This is a genomic window from Brevundimonas sp. 374, assembly GCF_900102995.1.
GTDB lineage: Bacteria > Pseudomonadota > Alphaproteobacteria > Caulobacterales > Caulobacteraceae > Brevundimonas > Brevundimonas vesicularis_C.
This window is the reverse complement of the sequence record NZ_FNKT01000001.1, coordinates 506,175-532,831: the sequence shown is the minus strand read 5'-3', so window position 1 is coordinate 532,831 and position 26,657 is coordinate 506,175. Positions and strand designations below refer to the sequence as shown.

Genomic DNA, 26,657 nt, shown 5'->3' with positions numbered 1-26,657 from the left:
CGCTGCGGCGTATCTTTCGGAGTTTTCATGCCTCTGTCGTCCGCGACGCCCTCTGTCGAACGTCAAAAGATCGCTGTGGTCGGATCTGGCGTCGCCGCGCTGTCTTCGGCTTGGCTTCTGTCGAAACGCCATGACGTGACGCTTTACGAAAAGGGCGACCGCCTGGGCGGGCATTCGAATACGGTGATGGCCAGCGTGCCTTCCGGCGACATTGCGGTCGACACTGGCTTCATCTGCTTCAATGACGCGACCTATCCCAATCTGATCGCCCTGTTCGAGCATTTGGGGATCGCGACACGCGCGACGGACATGTCGTTCGCTGTCTCACTGGATGACGGACAGTTCGAATATGCCGCGCCAGGCTTGTTTGCTCAGCGTCGCAATGCCTTGCGTCCTCGCTTCTGGTCGATGCTGAGCGAAATCCTGCGCTTTTATCGCGACGCGCCAAAGGATTTGGCGGCGATGTCCGATTCTTCGCTGACGCTCGGCGACTATCTAAAGCGCGAAGGGTTCAGCGAGGCGTTCCGCGACGACCATCTGCTGCCAATGGCCGCCGCGATCTGGTCATCGCCGGCGCACACGCTGATGGATTATCCGGCCGAGTCGTTCATCCGTTTCTGCGGCAATCACGGCCTGCTGAAATTGGTGGGGCGGCCGCTGTGGCGCACCGTCGAGGGTGGCAGCCGCGTCTATGTCGAACATCTCGCCCGCACGATCCAAGACATTCGTTTGGATCACGGCGTTACAGCCGTGCGGCGTAGCGATCAGGGCGTCTTCGTTCACGACAGCCGAGGCGGCGTCGAGCGCTACGACCAGGTCGTGATTGGATCCCATGCCGATCAGGCTCTGGCTATGCTGGCCGAACCTACGGCGCGCGAGAAGGCGCTGCTCGGCGCCTTCCGATACAGTCGAAATCTGACCGTCCTGCATACCGACGCCGGCCTGATGCCGCATCGCCGTCGCGCCTGGGCCAGCTGGAATTATATCGGCGCGGATGACGGCCTCTGCGTCACCTATTGGATGAACCGACTGCAAGGCTTGCCGGGCGACGACCTGTTCGTGACGCTCAATCCGCCGCGTCCGCCGCGCGCCGACACGATTTTACGCAGCGAACTGTACGAGCACCCCATCTTTGATCCCGCGGCCATACAGGCACAAAAGCAGTTGTGGAGCCTGCAAGGGCAGGGGGGTGTCTGGTTCTGCGGGGCCCACTTCGGCGCGGGCTTCCATGAGGATGGTTTGCAATCCGGCCTTGCCGTGGCCGAACAACTTGGCGGCGTGCGTCGCCCTTGGTCCGTGGCCAACGAAAGCGGTCGCATACATCTGACGACGCCGATGAGCGCGCAACTGGAACGCGCCGCGTGACACTCGGCTCGGCCCTTTATCGCGGCCGGGTCATGCACCGACGCCTTCGACCCAAGATCCATAAGCTTAACTATCGCGTCTTCTGGCTCCTGCTTGACCTGTCGGAAATCGATGATGTGGACGCGCGCCTGCGCCTGTTTTCGCGCAATCGGTTCAATCTCTTGTCCTTCCACGACAAGGATTACGGAGACGGTTCTGGCGCGCTGCGTCCTCAGGTGGATGCGTGGATGGCTCAAGCCGGCATCGATCTCGCAGGTGGACCTGTCCGCCTGTTAACCATGCCGCGCGTCCTCGGATACGTCTTCAACCCGATCAGCATCTACTATTGCCATTGGCCGGACGGACGGTTAGCCGCCATGGTGTACGAGGTGACCAGCACCTTCGGCATCCGCCACGCCTATGTCATTCCGATCCCAATCGAAGATCAGGCCGCAGGCGTCATTCGTCAGGGCGCGGCCAAGACGCTCTATGTGTCGCCATTCATGGGCATGGAGATGGACTACCAGTTCCGTGGCCATACGCCGGGCGATCGCCTGGACATGACCATCGATGGGCTAGATGCCGAAGGCGTGCTGATCACGGCCGCTATGGCGGCCAAGCGGGAACAGTTGGATGATCGCAACATCGCCGCTGCGACAGCAGCAATCCCGCTGATGACGTTCAAGGTGGTCGCGGCGATCCATTGGGAGGCGCTGAAGCTATGGCTCAAGGGCGTCGGTCTGACACTGCAGCCCGAACCGGCAGAAAAGCCAGTGACCATTCAACGCCAAGCTCAAGAGAGCCGTTTGAGGCCTTGAGCAGCCTACACAGTTTCTCGCCTAAGATATATTATCGGCAATTTTAGCCGTCAGTTTATGGTTGGATCGATCAGGAATTTCTCTCCCGTCGCCTTCCGCTCGTAAGCCAGCAGAGTTTCTGGGTCGAGCGCTTCAGCAAGTCCTATTGTGCGTGTGTAGCGCGTCGCGAATGTGGTGGTCAGGTCGTCAAAGACGCGTTTGCGCATTCTCGACACGGTATCTGAACCAACCTTCTGCATGAACGGCGTCAACAGCCAACCGGACACTCTCCACTGGAAACCAAAGGCAAGACGATCCAGAACCATCGGCGAAGTATCGAGCGCGCCGTAAACGTAGAGTTGCTTGAACGTCGACGATCCATATCGGCTGTATTCGGTCATACGGTTGACCGCGCCACGTTCCATCGCCCGCATGATGTCGCCGCCCAGCGATCCGCCGCCGATGGCGTCGAACGCGACCGTGGCCCCGGTTTCAGTGACGGCGTCAACGAGTTGGGTTCGAAAGTGCTCATCGCGGCTGTTCAGGACATGGGTCGCCCCCGCGTCCTTTAACAATCGCACCTGATCGTCAGAACGCACAATATTGACGAGCGGAACGCCATCCTGCGCGCAGATCCGCTGAAGCATCTGACCCAGGCTGGATGCGGCCGCAGTATGGACGATCGCGGAATGTCCTTCGGCCCGAGCAGTTTCGACGAATCCGAGCGCCGTCATCGGATTGACCGTCAGCGCCGCGCCTTGAGCGGCCGTCACCCCCTGCGGAAGCGGCAGGGCGTCGCGTGTTTTGATCTTTCTCAGATCGGCGTACATGCCGCCCCCGATCATGCCGACCCGACGCCCGATCCAGTCCTTCGCTTGATCACCGGCGGCGATGACGGTCCCTGCCCCTTCGTTGCCGACCGGAAGCGACTGGTTGATCCGGCCGGCCATGCCGCCCATCCGCTCTGGTGGAATATCGAGGCTAAGCTGCGGGACGCCGTCCGACACACCCTTGCGGACCGAAGCTGCATTGGCCGAACCAAGCAGCAAACCGAGATCGCTGGGATTGATGGGCGCCGCCTCGATACGGACAATGATTTCGTCGGACGCCGGATCATTCAGCACAATCTCGGCAAGTGACAGCGTTAGAACCCCGTCCTTGTTCACTGTTGATCGTAATTCACGCGTTTTTTGGGCCATGAAGATGGATCCTTATCGAGGCATCGGGTGCTGAACGGATGCACGACGTTTTGTGTCCCGCGATCGGTTCAGATTTGGTCTGGTGCGCGTGTCATGCTCGATCTGGCCGCCAAATAACGTCTTGACAGAGGCTCTCTGGACAATGCAAAAAAGAACAAATGAAGAACATGTGCAGGGATGAACGTATATCTCTTGTCCGGCAGCGACTCAGGGCCTTGGACCAAGGCTGTCCAGAAGTTTGTCATCCAAAACAGATACCTGGACTACTTTCTGGTGTTTTTAAGCAGGAAGCGATTCACGAACTCTATGCTGCCGATGCCGCAGACGCAGTTGCGGTAAATGCCTTTGCTTTGGCGGTAGGGATGCTTTCCGCAAATGGACAGCATGTTGTCTGGGCATTGGATGAAATGATGGCTTCAGAACATGGGGATCCCTATGGTGTCGGCATTGAAGAAATGGGAATTGATTCATCTAAAGTTTTAATTGTAAAATCCTCAAATATAAAAAATCTCCTCATTACTGGTGAGGAATCGCTAAAATCGCCTTCTGTCGGATCTGTTATTATTAGCGCCTGGGGCAAGTCTGAAACCTTCTCATTGAACTCGAGTCGACGCCTTGCTTTGGCGGCCAAGTTGGGAGGCGCAACGCTTTTCTGTGTGCGTGCTGGAGCCGAGCCATCACCCAGTGCGGCAGAGACAAGATGGTCTGTGAAGGCAACAGCCTCCACCTCTCTGGCCGGAGCCGCGCCTGGTCATCCGTCTTTCTCCCTTACCCTGCTGCGTCGGCGTGGCGGCGGCGAGCTGAAAAATTGGATCTTGGAGTGGGATCGTGACGCCCGATCGTTCCGCGAACCTGCGCCGCTATCTGGCGCTGTGGTTCCCGTGGCTGCCCAGCGACCGGCTGAGGCGTGGAGCCAGCGCGGGCGACGGGTCGCCTAAGATTGGACCTGATCCCGCGCCGGTCGTCCTGGTCGAGAAGGTCGGCGGCGCCCTGCGTCTGGCGGCCGTAGATCCGGCGGCGGCAAGGGCGGGGCTGACGCCCGGACTGACTCTGGCCGACGCGAGGGCGCGAACGCCGTCCCTGTGCACCATCATCCATAGGCCCAAGGCGGATTCTGCCTTGCTGCTGCGGGTGTTGGAAGACTTCGGCCGCTTCACTCCGATGATCGCCGAAGATGCGCCGCACGGTCTGTTGCTGGACGTCACCGGCTGCGCCCATCTGTTTGGCGGAGAGGCTGGCTTGGTGCGCGCCGCGCATCAGCGTGCGGGTCGCATCGGCCTGGAGATGCGCAGCGCTTTGGCGTCCACACCCCAGGCGGCGCGCGCCTTGGCGCGTTTCGGGCGGGGTGGTCTGTTCACGTCGGGCGAGGAGGGACAGGAGGTGCGCCAGCTGCCGATCACGGCGCTAGAGTTGCCGGAGCGTGACGCCCAGGCGCTGCAGCGCGCCGGCCTGAAGCGGATCGCCGATCTGGACGACCGGCCGCGCGCGCCTCTTGCGGCCCGCTTTGGGACGGACTTCCCTTCACGTCTGGCTCGTTTGCTTGGCGACGAGGATGTCCGCATCACCCCGCACCGACCGCCGCCCCCCATCGTCGTGGATCGAGTCTTTTTCGAACCCATTCTCACCGACGCGGACGTGGATCGCGTCCTGTCGGACCTGCTGATCGACATCGCCGATCGCCTGGACCAGGCGGGCCAGGGCGGGCGGGCGTTCGAGGCCGGCTTCTTTCGCGTTGATGGCCAAGTTCGCCGCATCGTCGCGAGGACAGGCCGTCCGACACGCGATGTGGACACGGTGCTGCGTCTGTTTCGCGAACGGTTGGCGGCCTTGGCAAGCCCGCTGGATCCCGGCTTCGGTTTCGATCAGATGCGGCTATCGGTTCTGGAAACCCAGACGTTGAAACCGGTTCAGCGCGGCCTCGACGGCGACAGCCCCGACGGCGAGGATTTCAGTCGTCTGATCGACCGATTGACGGCGCGGCTGGGACCCGAGGCGGTGTTGAGTTTCGAACCTCTAGGGTCGCACATCCCCGAGCGCGCCGGACGGATGGTCCCGGCGACGATGAAGGCGCTGCGAACGGCTCATGACTGGCCGGATTTCGATCCCGACGATCCGCCCTTGCGGCCGTTGCAGATGTTCGACCCGCCCCAGCCGGTGGAAACCCTGGCGGAGGTGCCGGACGGTTCGCCCCTGCGGTTCCGCTGGCGCCGGGTGCTACATGAGGTGGCCTTGGCCGAGGGGCCAGAGCGGATCGGCGGCGAATGGTGGCGCGCGCCGGATCAGAAGACCCGCGACTATTACCGCGTCGAAGACCGTGAGGGTCGCCGTTTCTGGCTGTTCCGTCAGGGCCTGTATGGCGAGACCGACGAGCCGCGGTGGTTCGTCCACGGCCTGTTCGCTTGACCGCGCCCGCCTATGCCGAGCTGGCGGCGACCAGCAACTTTTCCTTCCTGCGCGGGGCGTCGCATCCGAAAGATCTCGTGCTGACCGCGATCCTGAGAGGGCACACGGGGCTGGGTCTGGCCGATCGCAACACGGTCTCCGGCGTGGTGCGGGCCTGGAGCGCGTTGCGGATCATTCGCGAGGACGGCCTGTCGCCGCCCGATGTCGTGCGCGACGGCGGCGGGCCGGGCGAAGTGACCTATGTCGAGGATCCGCTGAACGATCCAGCCCTGTCACAGATGGTCAAGGATCGGGCCGCGACGTTCAAACTGGTGACCGGCGCGCGTCTGGTCTTCAACGACGGGACGCCCGAAATCCTCGCCTATCCCGAGACGCGCGCCGGTTGGGGACGACTGACGCGGCTGCTGACCCTGGGCAATCGACGGGCGGTGAAGGGTCAGTGCGAGATAGCACTGCGCGATCTGCTGGCCTCGCCCGAGGATCTGCTGCTGATCCTCATGCCGGGCGCACGGTTGGAAGGCGTCGATCAAGTCTTGTCGCAGTTGACCGATGCGTCGCCCGGTGCGGTCTGGCTGGGCGCCGTCATGGGGCGGAACGGCGACGACCGTCGAAGACTTGCGCGGTTGAAAACGCTGTCGGAGCAGAGCGGGGCGCCGCTTCTGGCCGTCAACGACGTGCTCTATCACGACCCGATTCAACGCGATCTGCAGGACGTGCTGACCTGTATCCGCGAAGGCGTGACGATCGAGGACGCAGGCCGACGCCTGAACGCCAATGCCGAACGCTGGCTGAAGCCGCCCGCCGAAATGGCCCGCCTGTTCCGCGATGCGCCCGAGGCGCTGGTCGAGACACAGCACGTCATGTCTCGCATCGGCTTCGATCTGGGCGACATCAGTTACCAGTATCCGGAAGAGACGACCCCGCCTGATGAGACGCCGCAGGGATGGCTGGAACACCTGACCTGGCGACACGCCGAGATGCGTTATCCCGACGGCTTGCCCGACAAGGTCAAGGCGCTGCTGGATAAAGAGCTGACCTTCATCGCAGCAGCCGATTACGCCCCCTATTTCTTGACCATCTATGACATCGTGCGGGTCGCGAACGACAAGCGGATTCTGTGCCAGGGTCGAGGTTCGGCGGCCAACTCGGCTGTCTGTTACGTACTTGGCATCACGGCGGTGGACCCGGCGGAATCCGATCTGCTGTTCGAACGCTTCCTTTCCACCGACCGTGGCGAGCCGCCCGACATCGACGTCGACTTTGAGCACGAGCGGCGCGAGGAGATCATCCAGCACATCTACAAACGCTATGGCCGTGAGCGCGCCGGTATCGCCGCCACCGTGATCCGCTATCGTCCCAAGAGCGCCATCCGTGACGTCGGCAAGGCGCTTGGTCTGACCGAGGACGTGACCGCACGTCTGGCCTCCAGCCAATGGGGCAGTTGGGGCAGTGAAATCGGCGAACGCCATGTTGAACAGGCCGGTCTGGACCCCGCCAATCCCATGATCCAGCGTGCGGTGAAGATGGCCATGCGGCTATTGAACTTTCCCCGCCACCTGTCCCAGCACGTCGGCGGATTCGTCCTGACCCAGGACCGGCTGGACGAACTTGTTCCCATCGGCAATGCCCCCATGCCGGATCGCACCTTCATCGAATGGGACAAGGACGACATCGATGCACTCCGCCTGATGAAGGTCGATGTGCTGGCGCTCGGCATGCTGACTTGCATCCGCAAGGCGTTCGACCTGATCCGCGCTCACCACGGGGACGATTGGGCGCTGCATACGATCCCGCGCGACGATCCCGCCGTTTACGACATGCTGTGCAAGGGCGACTCCATCGGCGTGTTTCAGGTCGAGAGCCGCGCCCAGATCAACATGTTGCCCCGGCTAAAGCCGCGCCGCCTTTATGATCTGGTGATCCAGGTCGCCATCGTTCGGCCTGGTCCGATCCAGGGCGACATGGTCCACCCCTATCTGCGCCGCCGCAATGGGCTTGAGGAGCCGGACTACTCCAGGCCTGGACCGCAGTATCCTCAAGACGAGCTAAAACAGGTTTTGGAAAAGACCCTGGGCGTGCCCCTGTTTCAGGAACAGGCGATGAAGGTCGCCATGGTCGCGGCCGAGTTCAACGAGAAGGAAGCGAATGGACTGCGCAAGGCCATGGGCACCTTCCGAGGCGACGGCACCCTGCACACCTACGAAAACCGAATGGTGGGCAAGATGATCGAACGCGGCTACGATCCGACCTTCGCCCAGCGCTGCTTCGATCAGATCAAGGGTTTCGGCTCCTACGGGTTTCCGGAGAGCCACGCCGCCTCCTTCGCCCAGTTGGTCTATGTGTCGTCGTGGATCAAACGCCACTATCCGGCGGCCTTCGCCTGCGCCCTGCTGAACAGCCAGCCGATGGGCTTTTACGCCCCGGCCCAGATCGTGCGCGACGCCCGCGAACACGGCGTCGAGGTGCGGCCGGTCGATGTCTCTTACAGTGGTTGGGACAACAGCCTGGAAGGTTCGGACAGGACGCCGGCGCTGCGGATCGGCCTGCGCCAGATCGACGGCTTCCGCGAAGACTGGGCAGAGGCGCTCGCCGCCGCCCGCGCCTTCTCTCTGTCCAACATCGAAACTCTGGCCCGCCGCGCCGCCTTGCCGTCTGCCGCCATGCGCAAGCTGGCCGACGCAGACGCTTTCCGATCGTTGGGGCTGGACCGGCGTGAAGCCCTTTGGGACGTGCGACGCCTGCCCGACGACACGCCGCTGCCGTTGTTCGCCGCCGCCGATGCGCGCGAGCTGGGCGCCGAACCCGACGTCCGCCTGCCGACTATGGCATTGGGCGAGCACGTCGCCGCCGATTACCAGACATTGCGCCTGTCGTTGAAGGCGCATCCCATGGCCATCCTGCGGCCGATCTTCCACGCCGAAGGCCTGTTGACCTGCGCCCGGACCGAGGCGAAACGCGGCGGCGCCCTGGTGCAGGTCGCCGGCGTGGTTCTGGTGCGTCAACGTCCCGGCAAGGGCAACGCCATCTTCGTCACCTTGGAAGACGAGACCGGCATCGTCAACGTCGTCCTGTGGGCGCGGATGTTCGAACAGTTCCGCCGCGAGGTCATGGCCGCCCGGCTGATGGCGGTCGAGGGCGTGGTTGAGAAAAGCCCCGAAGGCGTCGTCCACCTGGTCGCCCGCCGCGTCATCGATCGCTCTACTGAGCTCTCACGCCTATCCCAGGATCACGACACCGCCGTCCAACTGGCCCGCGCCGACGTCGTCGCCCATCCGCAAACACCCCGCCATCCACCGCATCGCCATCCCCGTGATGTGCGTATCCTGCCCGTATCTAGAGATTTTCATTGATCCAGAATTGCGAACCGAAATTCAAAAGGTCATTTTTGATTCCCGATACTCCACTGCTCAAACAACGCCTTCGGCAAAACATCGTAGAGGTCGTCTGAAGTCAGTCCCGGACCAAAGCGTTTCGCAGCGTCCGAGTGAAGCCAGACTGCGGCGCAAGCGGCATCGAAGCTGTCCATGCGCTGGGCGGCCAATCCGCCGATCATGCCCGCCAGGACATCACCGGTTCCAGCGGTCGCCAGCCACGGCGAGCCGTTTTCGTTTCGGCGGATGCGGCCGTCAGATGATGCGATCAGGGTCTGAGCGCCCTTCAAGACGATCGTCGCCTGCGCTTCTCGCGCCGCGTCTTGAACGGCCGTTTCACGACCTTGGGCGAGCAGGCCAGGGAAAAGTCGTTCAAACTCGCCTTCATGCGGCGTCAGGATGTCGTCACGATCCAACACGGCGAATAGTTCAGCAGTCCGACCTTTGAAGACTGACAGACCATCGGCGTCGATCACCAGAACGGCGCCGGTCGAGCCCAGCGCCTGAATGTTTGCGATCGTCGCATCGTCCAGCCCTGCGGCCGGCCCGATCACGACCGCGTCGCTGCCAGCGGCTTCGCGACCTAAGTTTTCGGGTGAAGAAAAAGGCGTCAACATCACCGCCTGCACAGCCGGCGCGATCACCGACGCTGCATCTGGCGGACAAAGGATTCGCACCACCCCGGCGCCCATCCTGAGACCCGCGTGTGCGGCAAGCCGCGCCGCGCCGGTGTGATGCGCCTTTCCCGAAACCACCGCCAAACGTCCACGCGCATGCTTGTGCGTTTCCGCGCCCGGCCAAGGCAGAAAATTGCGCCAGATTGCCGGGTCGTTGGTTTCTATCATCCGCGTTCCGATTATCCTTCGCCAGCCTGCGAAAATCGCTTGCTTTGAGCAGCCCTGCTGTGTCCCATTCGCGCCCGAGCGCCGCTGCATTCCGTGCGCCGCTCCGGGGTCGCCATGAAGAAAATCGAAGCCATCATCAAGCCCTTCAAGCTGGATGACGTCAAAGAGGCGCTCCAAGACGTGGGCGTGCAAGGCATGACTGTGCTGGAGGCCAAGGGATATGGCCGCCAGAAGGGTCATTCCGAACTATATCGCGGCGCGGAATACGTCATCGACTTCCTACCCAAGATCAAGATCGAGGTGGTCGTCGCCGACGACCTCGCGCCCTCGGTTGTCGAGGCCATTCAGACCTCGGCCCGCACAGGTAAGATCGGCGACGGCAAGATCTTCGTGTCCGACGTCGCCGAGGTGATCCGCATCCGCACCGGCGAAACCGGAGCCCAAGCCGTCTGACCTGACCACCCTCCCCGGCCCTCGGCCCTCGGGTCGCTGTCCGGTCTCCTCCCCAAACGACAAGAACAGGACTTTTCGAGAATGAGCGCCAGCAAGATCCTCAAAGAGATCAAGGATGAGGAGGTCCAATATGTGGACGTCCGCTTCACCGACACGCGCGGCCGTCTGCAGCACGTCACCTTTGACGTCGATCTGGTTGACGAGGACTTCCTGAACGAAGGCACGATGTTCGACGGCTCGTCGATCGCCGGCTGGAAGGCCATCAACGAGTCCGACATGCTGCTGAAGCCGGACCTGACCACGGCCTACATCGATCCCTTCTACCAGCAGAAGACGATGTTCCTGTTTTGCGACGTGCTGAACCCGGACACCGGCGAGCCCTACAACCGCGACAGCCGCTCGATGGCTAAGAAGGCGTTGTCCTACGTCCAGTCGTCGGGCGTGGGCGACCAGGTCTTCTTCGGACCGGAAGCCGAGTTCTTCATCTTCGACGACGTGCGTTGGTCCACCCAGCCGCACGACACCGGCTACAGCTACGATTCGACCGAGCTGCCCGCCAACACCGGCGCCGAGTATTCCGAAGGCAATATGGGTCATCGCCCTGGGCCCAAGGGCGGCTACTTCCCCGTCAATCCGGTCGATTCCGGCCAGGACCTGCGCGGCGAAATGCTGGGCGTCATGCGCGATCTGGGCCTTCAGCCCGAGAAGCATCACCACGAGGTGGCTCCGGCTCAGCACGAACTGGGCCTGAAGTTCTCGGACCTGCTGACCATGGCCGACCGCCTGCAGCTCTATAAGTACGTGATCCATAATGTGGCCCACGCCTACGGCAAGTCGGCGACCTTCATGGCCAAGCCGATGTTTGCGGACAACGGTTCGGGCATGCACGTTCACATGTCGATCTGGAAGGACGGCAAGCCCCAGTTCGCCGGCGACCAGTACGCTGGTCTGTCGCAGGAATGTCTGTGGTACATCGGCGGCATCATCAAACACGCCAAGGCCATCAACGCCTTCGCCAACTCGACCACCAACAGCTACAAGCGTCTGGTCCCCGGCTATGAAGCCCCGGTGAAGCTGGCCTATTCGGCCCGCAACCGTTCGGCCTCGATCCGCATCCCGCACGTCTCCTCGCCCAAGGCCAAGCGTCTGGAAGCGCGCTTCCCCGATCCGATGGGCAACCCCTATCTGACCTTCGTCGCCCTGCTGATGGCCGGTCTGGACGGGATCGAGAACCGTATCGATCCGGGCGCGCCCGCCGACAAGAACCTCTACGACCTGCCGCCGGAAGAGCGCGGCTCGATCCCCGAGGTCTGCGGCTCGCTGCGTGAAGCGCTGGAGAACCTGGACAAGGACCGCGCCTTCCTCAAGAAGGGCGGCGTCATGGATGACGACTTCATCGACAGCTACATCGAACTGAAGATGGAAGAGGTGATGCGTCTGCAACTGCACCCGCATCCGGTCGAGTTCGACATGTACTACAGCTGCTGATCACCTGATCGCAGCCAAGATAAAGGGCCGGGGATCACTCCCCGGCCTTTTTTGCATGGCCTGGCTGTTTCTAGCAGCGATCGACACGCCGCCGTGGCGCTAAGCGATCTCGGCTTCCAGATCGTCCGCCTGCTTGCGGCGCAGCTCGATCAGTCGCACGCACCAGATTGAAATCTCGTAGAGAATGACCAGCGGCACGGCCAGCATCAGTTGGCTGATCGGATCGGGCGGCGTGACGACCGCTGCGACCACGACCACGGCGACGATGGCGTAGCGCCGACCGGCCGCCATGACCTTGGAACTGATCAGACCGGCGAGGCCGAGAAGAGTCGTCACCACAGGAAGCTGGAAGCAAAGACCGAAGGCGAGCAGCAGGGAGGTGACCAAGCTAAGGTAGTCGGAAATCTTAGTGGTTTGCGCCACGGATATGCCGTCGGTCGCCACCTGCTGGCTCAGCGAAAACAGCATCACGAACGGCAGCATGACGTAATAGACCAGCGCCCCGCCCAAGCAGAACATCACAGGCGCGGCGATCAGGAACGGCAGAAACGCCCCGCGCTCGTTGCGATAGAGACCCGGCGCCACGAACCGGTACATCTGCCACGCCATGACAGGGAAGGTCAGGACCGCCGCGCCAAAGGCCGCGATCTTCATCTTGGTGAAGAGCTGTTCCAGCGGAGCCGTGGCGATCAGCTGGACAACGGCGGCGCTGCCTGGCGGATAAGGTTTGATCCCCGTCATCACCGCGATCAGTTCGATGGGATTGGCGTGACCGCCGGTCGCCAAAGCTGCGGCATGGATCGCCACGGCGGCCTGATACGGCTTGATCAGCGCAATCTGAATCTGATTGGCGAAGGCGAAGCAAAGGATGAAGGCCAGGAAGAAAGCCACCACACAGATGAGCAGCCGCCCGCGCAGCTCGATCAGGTGATCCATCAGGGGCGCACGCGACGCCTCGATCTCGGCCTCGTCACGATCTGAAGGCGTCACAGGTCAGCGGCTTTCTTGCGCGAGGTCTTGGGCTTGGCCATTAAAGACTTGGTCTTGCCCGCAGGCGCAGCGGTCTTCGCTTTGGCGGCTGAGCGAGGTTTGGCCGTCGCCGATCCGGCGACAGCCGCCCCCGTCTTTGCCTTGGGGGCCGCTCGCTTGGATTTCGTCGTCGTAACGGGCTCAACGGGCGCGGGCGTATCCGGCCATTCATCGGCCGCAGGCGTCATGATCGGCGCCTCCGTCTCGGGCGCAGGCAGGGCAGCCGCCGCAGTCGGTCCGGTCAATCCGGCGTTGATGTCCTTGAAGGCGGCGTCCGCCTCGGCGCCCAGGGGATACATCGCCCCCTGCCCCGTCCGCAGCGCCTCGACCTCCTTGCGCAGATCGTCCAGTTCGGACTGACGCGCCATCTCGTCGAAACTGGATCGGAACTCGTTGGCCATGGCGCGCGCCTTGGCCACCATCTGACCGACGCGACGCATCAGAACAGGCAGGTCCTTTGGTCCCACCACAAGCAGGGCCACCAGACCGATCACCACTAATTCGAAACCCCCGATACCGGGGCCGAGCCCGCCCATGCGTCAGCCCTTACAGACGACGACTAGCGCTTCAGCTCTTCCTTTTCCGCCTCGGTGCGCGGCAGCGAACTGACGCCCTCGTGCGGGCCGTCCTTCTTGTCTTCGTCCTTCAGGCCGTCCTTGAAGGCGCGGATGCCCTTGGCGGCGTCGCCCATGATGCCCGACAGCTTGCCCCGGCCGCCGAACAGCAGCGCGATGACGACGATGACGATGGCCCAGTGCCAGATGCTCATGGAGCCCATGGCTAATCTCCTCGTGGGGATCGGTCATCCGATCCCATCCACTCTTATTCGACCCGCATATAGGCGCAGTGATGGCCCCGCGCCAAGGGACGCTGTAGGTCTGCGCGACCATGAGTCCCTCCGATCACGTCATCATCCACACCGACGGCGCCTGCAAGGGCAATCCGGGCCCCGGAGGCTGGGGCGCAGTGCTTCAGGCCGGCGGCGGTCACGAAAAGGAATTGTGGGGCGGCGAGCCCAACACGACCAACAACCGCATGGAGCTGATGGCCGCGATCATGGCGCTGGAAGCCCTGAAACGGCCATGCAAGGTCGAACTGCATACCGACAGCAAGTACGTCATGCAGGGAATCACCGAATGGATGCGTGGTTGGAAGGCGCGTGGTTGGCTGACCGCCGACAAGAAGCCGGTGAAGAACGCCGATCTATGGCAGCGGCTGGATGCCGCGCGTCTGCGGCACGACGTGAAATGGCGATGGGTGAAGGGTCATGCCGGCCATGAACTGAACGAACGAGCCGACCAACTGGCGAATCGCGGTGTCGCGGAACTGCCCCGGCGCTAGACCGCCTCCACCTCCTTGTCCGGCTCGGCCGGACGTCGGCGGACCCGCGATCCGCTCATCACCGCGCCAAACAGGGCTGTGACGGCCGCGATCTGAAACCCATGACCGACGCCGTTGATCGGCGCGGCCGACAGCAGGAAAGCCACCACCACGGCGCCCAGGGATTGCCCGACGACCCGCGCCATGCCCAGGGTGCCGCCCGCTGCGCCGGCGCGATCTTTCGGGGCCTCCGACAACATGGCGCGATTGTTGGGCGACTGGAAAAATCCGAAGCCCGCGCCGCAAAGCGCCATGCGCCAGATGATGTCGAAGTGGCTCGAATCGGCATTGAGGAAACTCAGCGCCATCAGGCCGCATGCGAACAGGCTAAGCCCGATCGCGCCCAGCACGCCCGCCGAATGGCGATCGGAAAGATAGCCAGCCAACGGCGCAGCAATCATGGTCGCCAGTGGCCAAGGCGTCATCAGCAGGCCGGTCTGGACCGCAGTAAGACCCAACGCTCCCTGGAGAAAGAAGGGCAACGCCACGAACGCCATCATCTGAGCGGTGAAGGATATGACCGATGTTGCGACCGACAGGCTGAACATCGGTCGCGCCAGCAGGTCGAGGGGGATCAGCGGCGACGTGCGTGAGCGCTCGTGGCGAATCAGCAAGATCCCGGCTGCGAGCCCTGCCCCTGTCAGACCGAAACCCAAAACGGCTGCCTCGCCATGCGCCAGCGATTGAAGGCCGGTGATCAGCAGGCCGAACGCGGCGGCGTTCAGCGCAGCCCCGACCCAATTCAGCTTTCGCGGCTGAAGTCGGCTGTACGGCAGGGTGAAACCCGCCAGCGACACCGCTAACAGGCCTATCGGCACATTCAGCGCAAACAGCCAGCGCCAGTGTCCGACAGCCAAGATAGCGCTGGCGATGGTCGGCCCCGCCGCCGCCGCCAGCGAAACGATCACCGCGTTGATTCCGACCGCGCGACCCAGCAGTCGCTGCGGATAGGTGTAACGGACCAAGGCTCCGTTGACGCTCATGATGCCCGCTGCACCGAACCCCTGAACAACGCGGGCGAGGCTGAGCGTCTCGATGGAGTTGGCGAACACACACGCGATGGAGGCCAGGGTGAACACGGCCAGCCCCGCCTGTGACACACGCCGATAGCCAACGATCTCGCCCAACGACGCCAGTGGCAAAAGGGCGACCACGATGGCGATCTGATAAGCGTTGACGATCCAGATCGAGGCGGCCGATGACGCCTGTAAATCCTGCGCGATCGACGGCAGGGCGACATTGGCGATCGCGCCATCCAGAACGGCAAGCGTGATGCCCAAGCCGATGGACACAATGGCCCAATAGCGCCTGGGTGTCGGCAAGCCGTCAGTGACGGCGTTCTGGGGTTCTGTCATGCCTGACGAACGCCGATGCCACCGTTGCGTTCAGACGGGTGATTGCACCGTCAGCAAAGAGCCGTTCACGCGCATCACGACCACATCCTGTCCTTCGACCGGCACCTCGCCCACGATCTCGGCCGGCCATTCGGCGCCGGAGATAAAGACGCGACCGCGGCCCGAAACGAACGTTTCGACTACCCGAGCCCGCTGGCCGACCAGACGGCTGTCGCGGTCGTTGATGTCGGGACCGTCGGGATTGGCTTTGGAGATCAGACGGCGGGACAGCAGGGTGGCGATGACGGTCAGAACCGCGAAGACGGCCACCTCGCCCGGCAGCCCCAACCGCAAGCCTGCCGCCGTCATGACCGCGACAACGCCGGCCGAAACAGCGGGCCAAAGCAGCCATTCGGTCGAGAACATCGCCTCGACCGCCAGCAGCAGAACCCCGATCGCCAACCAAATCCAGAACGGCTGGGCGACATAGAGATCAGCAAGCGACATCATCGGTCAGCCTCCTTGGATCAGGCCGAGGGTGGAACGGAGCCCCCGGCGGGGCGGCGGGGCGGCGCGGGCCGCACGGGCGGCGTTGCAGCCGAGTTCTGATCCTTAGCTAGGCTGACCATCTCGCCGATGCCGGCGATCGTGCCGACCAGGGCGCCCATTTCGGCGGGCACGATGACGGTGCGTTGCTGCGGGCTGCGGGCCAGTTCCGCGAAGGCCTCGACGTACTTCTGAGCCACGAAATAGTTGATGGCGTTGACGTCCCCGCGGGCGATGGCTTCCGACACCATGGCCGTGGCGCGGGCCTCGGCTTCGGCCTCGCGCTCGCGCGCCTCGGCGTCGCGGAAGGCGGCTTCCTTACGACCCTCGGCCTGAAGGATGGCGGCCTGTTTGGCGCCCTCGGCGCGAGCGATGGCGGCGGATTTCTCGCCGTCGGCCTCGGTGATGACGGCGCGACGTTCACGCTCGGCCTTCATCTGGCGAGCCATGGCATTGGTGATGTCGGTCGGCGGGGTCAGGTCCTTGATCTCGATCCGATTGACCTTGACGCCCCACGGTTCGGTGGCCGCGTCGATGACATGCAGCAGGCGCGTGTTGATGCTGTCGCGCTGGCTCAGCACCTCATCGAGTTCCATCGAACCGACCACGGTCCGCAGATTGGTCATGCACAGCTGCGAAATCGCATAGGGCAAATCGTCGACGCGATAGGCGGCGCGGGCGGAATCCATCACCTGGATGAAGACGATGCCGTCGACCTTCACCATGGCGTTGTCCTTGGTGATGACCTCCTGGGTCGGCACGTCCAGCACCTGTTCCATCATGTTCATGCGGCGGCCGACGCGTTCCACGAATGGCGTCAAAAAGCCGATGCCCGGGCTCAGTGTCTTCGTGTATTTGCCGAAGCGTTCGACCGTAAATTCACGGCCTTGCGGCACGATCTTGATCACGCTGATCAATAGCACAATGGCCAGCAGCAGCACGACGCCGGCGAAGATGGTGGTCACGTCCATTCAGATCCCTCCCTGACGCGGCAAGCCTACCCGCTGCGCGCGAGCGGCGCCAGACAAACCGAGAGGAGGGCCGCTTTAAAGGCCGTGCTTGGCCCGCCAGGCCGCGAGACGGACACTGACGTCACGCTCGATGTCGCCGTAGAAAAGATTGTAGGGGACGATCTTGCGCCGATCCGCCCAACTGCCGCCAGCCGTCAAGAAATCGGCGTCCGGCGCGCTATGCCACAACAGACCGCCACGGCATTCGGTCGAGATCAGCCGGCCAGTCAGGGCCGGTCGGGCGCCCCATTCCAAGCCGGTCGCGTTGGTCGCGCCGCTGTGCTGACGCGCAGGGGCTCGCGGCTGGCTTGCAGCACCTGTGACCGGATTCACGCAGATGGGGTCAGTGGACAGGTTCACCAGATTACCGCGGTCATCCCATTCCAGAGCGCGTCTCAGCTTGCGCCGCGCGCTCGCTTCGTCGCCGTCCTGTACCGACGCCCACGCCACGATACACCCCGTTTGATCGGCGACGTCGCAGGGCGAGATCGCCTGCCGGAACATCTCGCGTCCGACCAGGGTCTCGATCAGATAGGCGGCGACAAGCCTGTCCTTCAGGGCCGGATTGGCGCGAAGTTGGTCGCGAACCAAACGGGCCGTCAACTCACCGCCCTGTTCGACGCCGGCGATAACGATGGGGCCGGCGGGATGCTGTTGCAGCCACAGTTCGAAGGCGGCCTTCACGTCCTCATAGGCGAAGGCGCGCGCCTCGCGCGCGTCATCACGCAAGGTCAGCCGGGTATAAAGGCTGGCCTGGCGATAGAGCGGCGCGCTGACCCGGCCTTCTCGGGCGAAGGGCGACGCATAATTCGGCAGCACGACGCGCCGCATATAGGCGTTGGCCCGCGCATCGTCGATCGGCCCATTCCACTCGGCCCCGCCGTCAAAGGTGGTCGGCATGACGAAGAAGACCGCCGCCTGGTTGAGTGTGCCCTGGTCAACCAGCGCCCAGGCGGATGTCTTTCGATAGTCGGGGGCGGGCGGCGGCTTGTAGGTCTGGAAGGGCACCTGCGGGTCCAACCCTGCCCTCAGAATGTCGCCGCTCCACACCGCAACGGCGGCCGTCAGCACGAAGACGGCGGCGAAGCCTGCATATCCGACCCATTGCCTGAAGGTCAGCCGACGCATCAGCGGTACGGATCAGCCGTGGCGAGGAAGTCCTGTACATAGCGCCGCACGCCCTCTTCCAGCGGCGTGGATTGACCCTCGAAGCCTGCGGCGCGGATACGATCCATGCGGGCTTCAGTGAAATACTGGTAGCGGTCGCGGATCGACAGGGGCGTATCGACATAGTCGATGGACGGCGTCTTGCCGGCGGCGTCGAAGGTGGCGCGCGCAAGATCGGCGAACGACCGTGCCTGACCCGAGCCGGCGTTGAAGATGCCAGAAACCTGCGGCGACTGGAGCAAAAACTCGATGATATCGACCACATCATCTACATAGACGAAGTCGCGCATCTGGCCGCCGTCCGCATAGTTCGGATTGTGCGACCGGAACAGGGTCACGGTCTCGCCAGCCTCGACCTTGGGCCAGATTTGAGCCACGACCGACTTCATCCCGCCTTTGTGACCCTCGTTCGGGCCATAGACGTTGAAGAACTTCAGCCCGGCCCACTGACGCGGCGCCTGACCCCGATCCGCCTGCCGGACTGCATACTGATCAAACAGCATTTTCGAATAGCCGTAGGCGTTTAGCGGACGAAGCTGAGACAATAAAACTGCATCGTCATCGTCGTTGAAGCCCGTTTCGCCGTCGCCATAGGTGGCAGCGGAAGACGCGTAGATCATCCGCGAGCCTCGGATTGCGCACCAGTCCCATAGGTCGCGAGACAGGGTGAAGTTGGTCCGCAGGATCAGGTCAGCGTCCGGCTCGGTCGTCGAAGAAATCGCGCCCATATGAACCACGGCCTCAATCCGCTCGGCATGGCGCTCCAGTTGTTCAAACAATTCTTCGGGCGACCAGAAGTCAGCGATCGCGTGTTTGGCCAGGTTCTTCCACTTGGCCAGGTCGGCCGTCTCCAACCGATCGCAGACGACCACATCATAGGCGGTCTCGGCTGTCAGCCGCGCAACTATGTTTGAACCGATGAAACCGGCACCTCCGGTCACGACGATCATTCTCGGCGTCACAGCGTGCTCCCTGTCATCTTCTCGATCGTTCGCGTGGTCGAATAGCCATCCTTGAAATCCGCCAGCTTGACCTCGCCGCCCCAGCTTTCGACCAGATCGCCGCCCACGACGCCCTCTCGCGTATAGTCCGAGCCCTTGATCAGAACATCAGGACGCAGCCGTTCGATCAGGGCGATCGGCGTCGGGTCATCGAAACTGGTGACGCGATCGACGCTGGCCAGCCCGCCGATGACGACGGCGCGACTGTCCAGATCATTCACAGGACGCCCCTCGCCCTTCAGTCGTTTGACCGAGGCATCGGTGTTCAGCGCCACGACCAGACGATCGCACCAGCTGCGCGCCTGCGCCAGATAGGCCACATGGCCGCGGTGCAGGATGTCGAAACAGCCGTTGGTGAAACCGACCTTCAGGCCCTGACGCCGCCAGCCCTCGACCTCGACCGCCAGCTCGTCGATCGGCGTCACCTTGGATACCGCAGCGGTGGCGTGCTGGCTCAGCTCGGCTTCGACAAGCTCGGCGGGTGTGACGACAGCCGTCCCGGCCTTCCCGACAACCACGCCAGAGGCCAGGATGGCGAACTCGACCGCCATCTCCAGCGACGCGCCGGCGCCCAGCGCCAACCCGATCGCGGCCAGGCCTGTATCGCCTGCGCCAGACACGTCGAAGACCTCGCGCGCCCGGCCAGGGAAGTGCTTTACCGGTTCGCCGCGCCGCGCCAGGCTCATGCCCTTGCCCGCACGGGTGACGATGATCGCCTTGGCGGTCGTGGCGGCCAGCAAGGCGGCCAGCGCCGTCTCGACCTCGGCGTCCGTACCGACCGGCAGGCCGGTGGCGCCGGCCAATTCCGAAGCATTGGGCTTGATGACATCGACCGCGCCGTAGCGGGCGAAATCCCTTCCCTTTGGATCGACGACGACCGGCGCACCGGATGTTTTCGCCGCGTTCAGCGCCGAAGTCAGGAGCGCATCGCTGACGACGCCCTTAGCGTAATCCGACAGCAAATAGACCGAAGCATCTGCAAACGCGTCCGAATCTTGGATCGCGGTCGGCGTAGCCTCGTCATCTAACCGAAGAAGCTGCTGCCCTCCCGAAACGAAGCGCGTCTTCACGATGGTGGACGCGCCTGCCGGCCTCGCCACGACGTCCTCGATGTGCGGTTCGGCGGCGATCAGAGCGGTCAATTCCGCGCCAGCCACGTCGTCGCCGATCACGGCGCCCAGCCGCGCCACCCCACCCAGGGCGGCGATATTGCGCGCGACGTTGCCGACGCCGCCCGGCATGGCGACGGTGCGGCTAGCGCGGAGCACAGGGATCGGCGCCTCGGGCGAGATGCGGCTGACCTCGCCATAGACGTAGCGGTCCAGCATCAGGTCGCCGACGCAGGCGATCTTCAGGCCGCGCACGCGCTCCAACAGGCTTTGCAGGGCGCCCAGGTCCAAGGTGTCAGACATGGGTCCGACCTAGAGGATTCAGGCGGCCTGCGCCACCGGCGCCTTGGCCCCGATCTTGATGGCCAGGTCGTCGAAGGCGATCAGTTCGGCGGCCAGGGCCTCGAACTGGCTCAGCGGCACCATGTTGGGGCCGTCAGACGGCGCATTGTCAGGATCCTGGTGCGTCTCCATGAAGACCGCATCGACGCCGACGGCCACTGCAGCGCGCCCCAGCACCGGCACGAACTCGCGCTGACCGCCCGACGACGCGCCCTGCCCGCCCGGCTGCTGAACGCTGTGGGTCGCATCGAAGACGACGGGGCAGCCGATCTCTCGCAGCACCGGAAGGGCTCGCATATCGCTGACCAGAGTGTTGTAGCCGAAGCTGGCGCCGCGTTCACAGGCCATGACGTTGGGATTGCCGGCGCCAACCACCTTGGCGATGACGTTCTTCATGTCCCATGGCGCCAGGAACTGACCCTTCTTGATATTGATCGCCTTGCCGGTGGCGGCGGCGGCCAGCAGAAGGTCGGTCTGGCGGCAGAGGAAGGCCGGGATTTGCAGTACATCGACGACCTCGCCGACGGGACGGCACTGAACCTCGGAGTGGACATCGGTCAGGGTCGGAAGGCCTGTGACCTCGCGAATCTCGGCGAAGATCGGCATGGCGTCTTTCAGACCGATACCGCGCGCAGCGCTGGCGCTGGTCCGGTTCGCCTTGTCGAAACTGGTCTTGTAGATGATGCCGACGTTCAGCCGATCGCCGATTTCCCTCAGGGCATGGGCCGTCTCCAGCGCGTGCTGGCGGCTCTCCATCTGGCAAGGACCGGCGATGAAAGCGATTCTTGCGCCGCCGCCGATGACGACAGGCGTCCGAAGACCTTCGGACAACGTAATGACAGCGTTGGGTCGGCTCACGAGGCGGCTCTTTCGACGTTCGGTGTTGTGGAGGCGGCTTTTGCCGCAGCTATTGGGCCATCAGGTGGCGCTCTGAAGGGATGAGCGCAAGTTATCACGGAGTTCGCCCGCGTGGCCACCAAACCTGTCATCCTGTGGTTTCGCCGCGATCTGCGACTGCATGACAATCCTGCCCTGAACCACGCGGCGGAGACGGGGCGACCAATCCTGCCCGTCTATATTCTGGACGAGCATTTCGAACGGCCGATGGGCGCCGCGTCGCGCTGGTGGCTCGACAAGTCGTTAAGGGCGCTGGATGCGGCGCTTGAAGATCGCGGTTCGCGCCTGATTCTGCGCAAGGGCAATGCGCTGAACCAGCTTCAGGCGCTAGTCGGCGAAACCGATGCCGACACCGTCTTCATCAACCGCCTGTTCGAACCCGAGGCGTTTGAGCATGACGCCGAAATTGCCCACGCGCTCAAGGCGGACGGTATCGAATGCCTCGGCTTCAACGGCGCCCTGCTCTGCCGCCCCGGCGCTGTGCTGAATGGTTCAGGCCAGCCGTACAAGGTTTTCACCCCGTTCTTGAGAGCCCTCTTGGCCACGGCCGAGGCGCCGGTTCACACAACCGGACCGCGCCAAATACAGACGCCCGACACTGTTCAATCCGACGACCTCGACGGCTGGAAGCTGCACCCCCATCGTCCGGACTGGTCCAAAGGATTCGACTGGACGCCAGGGGAAGACGGGGCCTCGCAGGCCTTGTCCAGATTTATATCTTCCGGCCTAAGGACCTATGCGAAGGATCGCGACTTTGCCGACCGGCAGGGCGCCAACAGCCGCCTGTCGCCGCATCTGCACTGGGGCGAGATCAGCCCTTGGCGGGCGATTGACCGCGCCCGACAGGCGGCCAAAGACGGCAAGGTGGCAGAGTCGGAGGCCGACAAATTCATTGCTGAGATCGGCTGGCGCGAGTTCTCGGCGCACCTGCTGTACCATTTCCCTTACATCACCGAGCGCGCGTTCCGTCCCGAGTATGACGCCATGCCTTGGCATAAAGACGACGCGAGCCTCAAGGCATGGCGACAGGGGCGGACCGGATACCCGTTGGTGGATGCCGGTATGCGCCAACTCTGGGCGACAGGGTGGATGCACAATCGGGTGCGAATGGTCGTCGCCTCCTTCCTGATCAAACATCTGCTGATCGACTGGCACGAAGGCGAAGCCTGGTTCTGGGACACGCTGGTGGATGCCGACCGGGCCAGCAATGCGCAGAACTGGCAGTGGGTCGCAGGCTCTGGCGCAGACGCTTCCCCCTTCTTCCGCATCTTCAATCCCATCACGCAGGGTGAAAAGTTCGATCCCGACGGCGGCTATGTCCGTCGGTGGGTGCCTGAACTTCGCCGCCTGCCGGACCGCTGGCTACAGTCACCCTGGAGCGCACCCGCTGAAGTGCTGCGTGACGCCGGAATCGTTCTAGGGCGCGATTACCCCAAACCGATCGTCGAACACGAGAAGGGCCGCGCCCGGGCGCTCGCTGCCCTGAAAACCGTCTCTGGTCGCGGCGACGACCACAGCGACCGTGATTGACCCCCTTTGTATTCCGCGTTGAAAGTCAAAAGATGAGCGTCGCACACGCCGATATCGAAGCCGTCGCCAGCCGAACACCGCGCGTGTTCGCCATGCTGCTGCGGCTTCTGGCCGCCAACTGGACCTTCGGCCGCTTGACCGTGCAACTGCCCAATGGCGAGACCCATGTGCTTCAAGGCAAGCGGCCGGGTCCCAGCGGCATGATGACCGTGCGCGACTATCGGTTTGCACGCCGCGTCCTGGCGGCCGGCGATATCGGCTTCGCCGAAGGCTATATCGCGGGCGAGTGGGACAGTCCGCACCTGGCCGGTCTGCTCGAAACCTTGGTGGACAACTACGATCACATCCGGCGCCTGTTCGACGGCAACCTGATCATGTGGGTGGTCAACTGGCTGAGCCACCGCACCAATCGTAACAGCAAGACCGGATCGAAGAAAAACATCCACGCCCACTACGATCTGGGCAACGCCTTCTATTCCCAGTGGCTGGACGGCACGATGACATATTCATCGGCCCGCTTCAGCCGCGATGGTGAGGCGTTGGAGGTGGCGCAGCGTGAGAAATACGCCGCCCTGGCCCGAATGATGGATCTTCGGCCAAGCATGTCAGTGCTGGAAATCGGCTGCGGCTGGGGCGGCTTCGCCGAGTTCGCGGCGCGCGAGATCGGCGCCAAGGTCACCGGGATCACGATTTCCAAAGAGCAGCACGATTTCGCTCGCCAGCGCATGTTCAACGCGGGTTTGAGCGACCGCGCCGATATTCAGCTGATCGACTACCGCGATGTGCAGGGTCGATTTGATCGGGTGGCGTCCATCGAGATGTTCGAGGCTGTGGGCATGGAGTACTGGCCCGCTTACTTCGGCAAGGTCCACGACGTTCTTCGACCTGGCGGTAAGGCCGGACTGCAGATCATCACGATCCAGGACGACCTGTTCGACGAGTACAATGCCCGGACGGATTTTATCCAGAAGTACGTCTTCCCCGGCGGCATGCTGCCCTCCGAAGACCGGCTGGCGCCGGTCGTCGCGAAAGCCGGTCTGTCCTGGCAATCGGTGGAACGGTTCGGCTTCGACTACGCTGCCACGCTCAAGCTTTGGGATGAACGTTTCCAGGCATCCTGGGGCGAGATCAGAAAGCTTTCCGGCTTTGACGAACGATTCCGTCGGCTCTGGCACTTCTATCTGGCCTATTGCGAGGCCGGTTTCCGCTCTAGCCGCACCGACGTCATCCAACTGAGCCTGTCTCGCTCATGAGTCCGCTGATTTCCACGACGGACCTCGCCGCGCGATTGGGCGCGCCGGATTTACGGATCGTCGATGGCAGCTGGCATCTGGATGGGCGAGATGCGCGCGTCGACTTCGAACAGACCCATATCCCTGGCGCCGTCTTCTTCGATCTGGACGCCATATCGGATCGCGACAGCGCTTTGCCCCACATGATGCCGACGCCAGAGGCCTTTGGGGCGGCGGTCGGGACGCTGGGCCTCTCCGTCGACGAGCAGATCGTCGTCTATGATACGACCGGACTGTTCTCGGCGGCGCGCGTCTGGTGGATGCTGAAGACGATGGGCGCGACGAGGGTTCAGGTGCTCGACGGCGGCCTGCCGCGCTGGCGTGACGACGGCCTGCCAACCGTCTCCGGGCCTTCAGTCGCAGATGCAAAAGACTTTTACGCCAACATGGCGCCCAATGCTGTCGCCTCGTTGGATGACGTGCGCGCGGCCTTGGCCCAAGATGCCCAGGTCGTAGATGCGCGCGGCGCACCACGATTCAAAGGCGCGGCGCCCGAACCTCGCGCCGGTGTTCGGAGCGGCCACATGCCCGGCGCGCGCAACCTCCCCTACGACCGATTGCTAAACGACGACGGCACGATGAAGCGTGGCTCAGCTTTGGTGCAGGCCTTTGCGGACGCCGGTGTGGATATCAGCCGCCCCGTCATCACGACCTGCGGATCCGGAGTGACCGCCGCATTACTGACGCTGGGCCTGACAGAACTCGGTCGTCCGTCGCAGCTTTATGACGGCTCTTGGGCGGAATGGGGCGCCCGAACGGACACCCCCGTCGAGACCCGCTGAGATCAGGCCGGCGGCGCCACGGGGACGACATCGTCGGCGTCGATCTGTTCGTCTTCCTCACCGCGCGAAACGACAGTCGCCAGAACCAAGTCGCCCGTGACGTTGAGCGTCGTGCGGCACATGTCCAGGAAGCGGTCGACGCCCAGGATCAGTCCGATGCCTTCAGGCGGCACCTTCACCATCACCAGAATCATCGCCACGACCGGCAGCGAACCGGCCGGCACGCCCGCCGTGCCGATACCGCCAAGGATGCAGACCAGCATGACGATGATCTGCTGCGTGATCGTCAGGTCGATGCCGAAGAACTGGGCCAGAAACAGCACCGTCACGCCCTCAAACAAAGCCGTGCCGTTCTGATTGGCGGTGGCGCCGACCGTCAGGACGAAGCGGGCGATCTTGCGCGGCAGCTTCAGCTCCTGCTCGGCCGCCTTAAGCGACACCGGCAGAGACGCGTTGGATGAAGCCGTCGAGAAGGCCACCACCATCGGCTCGCGCACGCCCTTGAAGAACGCGATCGGCGACCGTCCGCCAAGGATCCAGATCACCAGCGGGTAGACGACGAACATGTGGATCGCCATCGCGCCCACCGCGACGCCGACATAGGCCGCCAGCCGCACCAGCAGGTCCCAGCCGAACAGGGCCGCCAGGTTGAACATCAAGCAGGCGATGGCGATGGGGGCCAGTTTGATGAAGAGGTTGATCAGCTTCATCGTGACTTCGAACATGCCCTCGATGACCTGCTGCAAGCGGTCGGTCGCAGGCGACTTGGCCATCACCAGGCCGATGCCGAAAAACAGAGCGAACACCATCACCGGCAGGATCTGGTTCTCGGAGGCCGCGGTGAAGACGTTCGACGGAATCAGATCCAGGAAGAAATCACCCAACTGGATGGTTTCGGGCGCGCCGCTGACGATGCCGGCCGCGCCGTCACGTCCCTGGTCCAGCAGTTGCTGCGCGAGGACCGGGTCCACGCCCCTTCCGGGCTGGAACACATTGACCATCACCAGGCCGATAACCACGGCGATGCTGGACACCAGAATGGTCAACAACAGGGTCTTGATTCCCGCCCGTCCAAGCGAGCTCAGATCGCCCATCTCGGCCACGCCGACCACTAGGGCCGAGAACAGCAGCGGAATGACCATCATGAACAGCAGACGCAGGAAGATCTGGCCTAGCGGTCCGGTGACGTTGTCCGTCAGCCAGACCACCCAGGCCGTATCCGCTCCCAGCGTCAGATTGACCAGCAATCCCCCGATCAGACCGACCGCGAAACCGATCAACATCAGCCAGTGCAGCGCAAGGCCGCCGCGTTTCGTCTCGGTCATCTGTCCCCCAGGA

At 63.3% G+C, this 26,657-nt stretch carries 24 protein-coding genes; 11 read left to right on the top strand and 13 right to left on the bottom strand.

Going from position 1 to position 26,657, the window contains the following annotated elements; all coding sequences use genetic code 11:
- Positions 1-27: 27 nt before the first annotated feature.
- Positions 28-1,365: an NAD(P)/FAD-dependent oxidoreductase gene (locus tag BLR19_RS02570; RefSeq protein WP_091746849.1), complete on the top strand. Its 1,338-nt coding sequence runs from the start codon at positions 28-30 to the stop codon at positions 1,363-1,365.
- Complete coding sequence (locus tag BLR19_RS02565; RefSeq protein ID WP_091746846.1) at positions 1,362-2,162, top strand: DUF1365 domain-containing protein; 801 nt, start codon at positions 1,362-1,364, stop codon at positions 2,160-2,162. The genes BLR19_RS02570 and BLR19_RS02565 overlap by 4 nt, the downstream gene beginning before the upstream one ends.
- 50 nt (positions 2,163-2,212) lie before the next feature.
- Here the strand turns inward: BLR19_RS02565 and BLR19_RS02560 are convergent, their stop codons facing one another.
- Entirely contained in the window at positions 2,213-3,340 is a 1,128-nt protein-coding gene (locus tag BLR19_RS02560; RefSeq protein ID WP_091746843.1) for a zinc-binding dehydrogenase, read from the bottom strand.
- Positions 3,341-3,498: 158 nt separating this feature from the next.
- Here BLR19_RS02560 and BLR19_RS02555 point away from each other — a divergent pair, with 158 nt between their 5' ends.
- The 3 genes from BLR19_RS02555 to BLR19_RS02545 are packed head-to-tail and all read left to right on the top strand — an operon-like array spanning position 3,499 to position 9,093.
- Positions 3,499-4,278 (top strand): ImuA family protein, encoded by a 780-nt coding sequence (locus tag BLR19_RS02555; RefSeq protein ID WP_091746840.1) that lies wholly within the window; start codon positions 3,499-3,501, stop codon positions 4,276-4,278.
- On the top strand, positions 4,169-5,743 hold the full coding sequence (locus BLR19_RS02550) for a Y-family DNA polymerase (protein ID WP_255366390.1): 1,575 nt from the start codon (positions 4,169-4,171) through the stop codon (positions 5,741-5,743). The genes BLR19_RS02555 and BLR19_RS02550 overlap by 110 nt, the downstream gene beginning before the upstream one ends.
- Positions 5,740-9,093, top strand: coding sequence for an error-prone DNA polymerase (locus BLR19_RS02545; protein WP_091746837.1), 3,354 nt, complete (start codon positions 5,740-5,742; stop codon positions 9,091-9,093). Before BLR19_RS02550 ends, BLR19_RS02545 begins: the two co-directional genes overlap by 4 nt.
- Before the next feature lie 29 nt (positions 9,094-9,122).
- Here the strand turns inward: BLR19_RS02545 and BLR19_RS02540 are convergent, their stop codons facing one another.
- On the bottom strand, positions 9,123-9,959 hold the full coding sequence (locus BLR19_RS02540; protein ID WP_091746834.1) for an NAD(P)H-hydrate dehydratase: 837 nt from the start codon (positions 9,957-9,959) through the stop codon (positions 9,123-9,125).
- A 114-nt stretch (positions 9,960-10,073) separates the two neighbouring features.
- Here BLR19_RS02540 and BLR19_RS02535 point away from each other — a divergent pair, with 114 nt between their 5' ends.
- The gene (locus tag BLR19_RS02535) at positions 10,074-10,412 is read left to right on the top strand and encodes a P-II family nitrogen regulator (RefSeq protein WP_091746831.1); all 339 of its coding nucleotides are present in this window, start codon (positions 10,074-10,076) and stop codon (positions 10,410-10,412) included.
- A gap of 81 nt (positions 10,413-10,493) precedes the next feature.
- Positions 10,494-11,900, top strand: coding sequence for a type I glutamate--ammonia ligase (gene glnA, locus BLR19_RS02530; RefSeq protein ID WP_066551526.1), 1,407 nt, complete (start codon positions 10,494-10,496; stop codon positions 11,898-11,900).
- 99 nt (positions 11,901-11,999) lie between these two features.
- On the opposite strand, the gene tatC is transcribed toward glnA, so the two are convergent.
- Genes tatC through BLR19_RS02515 form a run of 3 tightly spaced genes read right to left on the bottom strand, consistent with a single transcriptional unit; the run spans position 12,000 to position 13,707 of the window.
- Positions 12,000-12,890, bottom strand: a complete 891-nt coding sequence (tatC, locus tag BLR19_RS02525) for a twin-arginine translocase subunit TatC (protein WP_091746828.1) — start codon at positions 12,888-12,890, stop codon at positions 12,000-12,002.
- Positions 12,887-13,465 (bottom strand): Sec-independent protein translocase protein TatB, encoded by a 579-nt coding sequence (gene tatB, locus BLR19_RS02520; protein WP_091746825.1) that lies wholly within the window; start codon positions 13,463-13,465, stop codon positions 12,887-12,889. The genes tatC and tatB overlap by 4 nt, the downstream gene beginning before the upstream one ends.
- A 23-nt stretch (positions 13,466-13,488) precedes the next feature.
- Positions 13,489-13,707, bottom strand: a complete 219-nt coding sequence (locus BLR19_RS02515; protein WP_017503863.1) for a twin-arginine translocase TatA/TatE family subunit — start codon at positions 13,705-13,707, stop codon at positions 13,489-13,491.
- Between the two features lie 110 nt (positions 13,708-13,817).
- Between BLR19_RS02515 and rnhA the strand changes: the two genes are divergently transcribed.
- On the top strand, positions 13,818-14,270 hold the full coding sequence (rnhA, locus tag BLR19_RS02510; protein ID WP_066628408.1) for a ribonuclease HI: 453 nt from the start codon (positions 13,818-13,820) through the stop codon (positions 14,268-14,270).
- Here rnhA and BLR19_RS02505 read toward each other — a convergent pair.
- The 7 genes from BLR19_RS02505 to kdsA all read right to left on the bottom strand — a co-directional run bounded on the left by BLR19_RS02505 (position 14,267) and on the right by kdsA (position 21,676).
- Complete coding sequence (locus BLR19_RS02505) at positions 14,267-15,664, bottom strand: MFS transporter (protein ID WP_091746822.1); 1,398 nt, start codon at positions 15,662-15,664, stop codon at positions 14,267-14,269. The genes rnhA and BLR19_RS02505 overlap by 4 nt on opposite strands.
- Before the next feature lie 30 nt (positions 15,665-15,694).
- Positions 15,695-16,153, bottom strand: coding sequence for an NfeD family protein (locus BLR19_RS02500; protein WP_091746819.1), 459 nt, complete (start codon positions 16,151-16,153; stop codon positions 15,695-15,697).
- 17 nt (positions 16,154-16,170) lie between these two features.
- Positions 16,171-17,160, bottom strand: a complete 990-nt coding sequence (locus tag BLR19_RS02495) for an SPFH domain-containing protein (protein WP_066551520.1) — start codon at positions 17,158-17,160, stop codon at positions 16,171-16,173.
- Between the two features lie 75 nt (positions 17,161-17,235).
- Positions 17,236-18,327: a DUF3089 domain-containing protein gene (locus BLR19_RS02490; RefSeq protein WP_091746816.1), complete on the bottom strand. Its 1,092-nt coding sequence runs from the start codon at positions 18,325-18,327 to the stop codon at positions 17,236-17,238.
- Positions 18,327-19,316 (bottom strand): ADP-glyceromanno-heptose 6-epimerase, encoded by a 990-nt coding sequence (gene rfaD, locus BLR19_RS02485; RefSeq protein WP_091746813.1) that lies wholly within the window; start codon positions 19,314-19,316, stop codon positions 18,327-18,329. Before rfaD ends, BLR19_RS02490 begins: the two co-directional genes overlap by 1 nt.
- Before the next feature lie 8 nt (positions 19,317-19,324).
- Entirely contained in the window at positions 19,325-20,779 is a 1,455-nt protein-coding gene (rfaE2, locus tag BLR19_RS02480) for a D-glycero-beta-D-manno-heptose 1-phosphate adenylyltransferase (RefSeq protein WP_091746809.1), read from the bottom strand.
- A gap of 18 nt (positions 20,780-20,797) precedes the next feature.
- On the bottom strand, positions 20,798-21,676 hold the full coding sequence (kdsA, locus tag BLR19_RS02475) for a 3-deoxy-8-phosphooctulonate synthase (protein WP_176758258.1): 879 nt from the start codon (positions 21,674-21,676) through the stop codon (positions 20,798-20,800).
- Between the two features lie 111 nt (positions 21,677-21,787).
- Here kdsA and BLR19_RS02470 point away from each other — a divergent pair, with 111 nt between their 5' ends.
- Genes BLR19_RS02470 through sseA form a run of 3 tightly spaced genes read left to right on the top strand, consistent with a single transcriptional unit; the run spans position 21,788 to position 25,319 of the window.
- Positions 21,788-23,245, top strand: coding sequence for a cryptochrome/photolyase family protein (locus tag BLR19_RS02470; RefSeq protein ID WP_091746804.1), 1,458 nt, complete (start codon positions 21,788-21,790; stop codon positions 23,243-23,245).
- Positions 23,246-23,277: 32 nt separating this feature from the next.
- Complete coding sequence (locus tag BLR19_RS02465; protein WP_091746801.1) at positions 23,278-24,498, top strand: SAM-dependent methyltransferase; 1,221 nt, start codon at positions 23,278-23,280, stop codon at positions 24,496-24,498.
- The gene (sseA, locus tag BLR19_RS02460; protein ID WP_091746798.1) at positions 24,495-25,319 is read left to right on the top strand and encodes a 3-mercaptopyruvate sulfurtransferase; all 825 of its coding nucleotides are present in this window, start codon (positions 24,495-24,497) and stop codon (positions 25,317-25,319) included. Before BLR19_RS02465 ends, sseA begins: the two co-directional genes overlap by 4 nt.
- Positions 25,320-25,321: 2 nt before the next feature.
- On the opposite strand, the gene BLR19_RS02455 is transcribed toward sseA, so the two are convergent.
- A complete protein-coding gene (locus BLR19_RS02455; protein ID WP_091746795.1) occupies positions 25,322-26,644 on the bottom strand; it encodes a dicarboxylate/amino acid:cation symporter in 1,323 nt (440 codons plus the stop codon).
- Between the last annotated feature and the right edge of the window lie 13 nt (positions 26,645-26,657).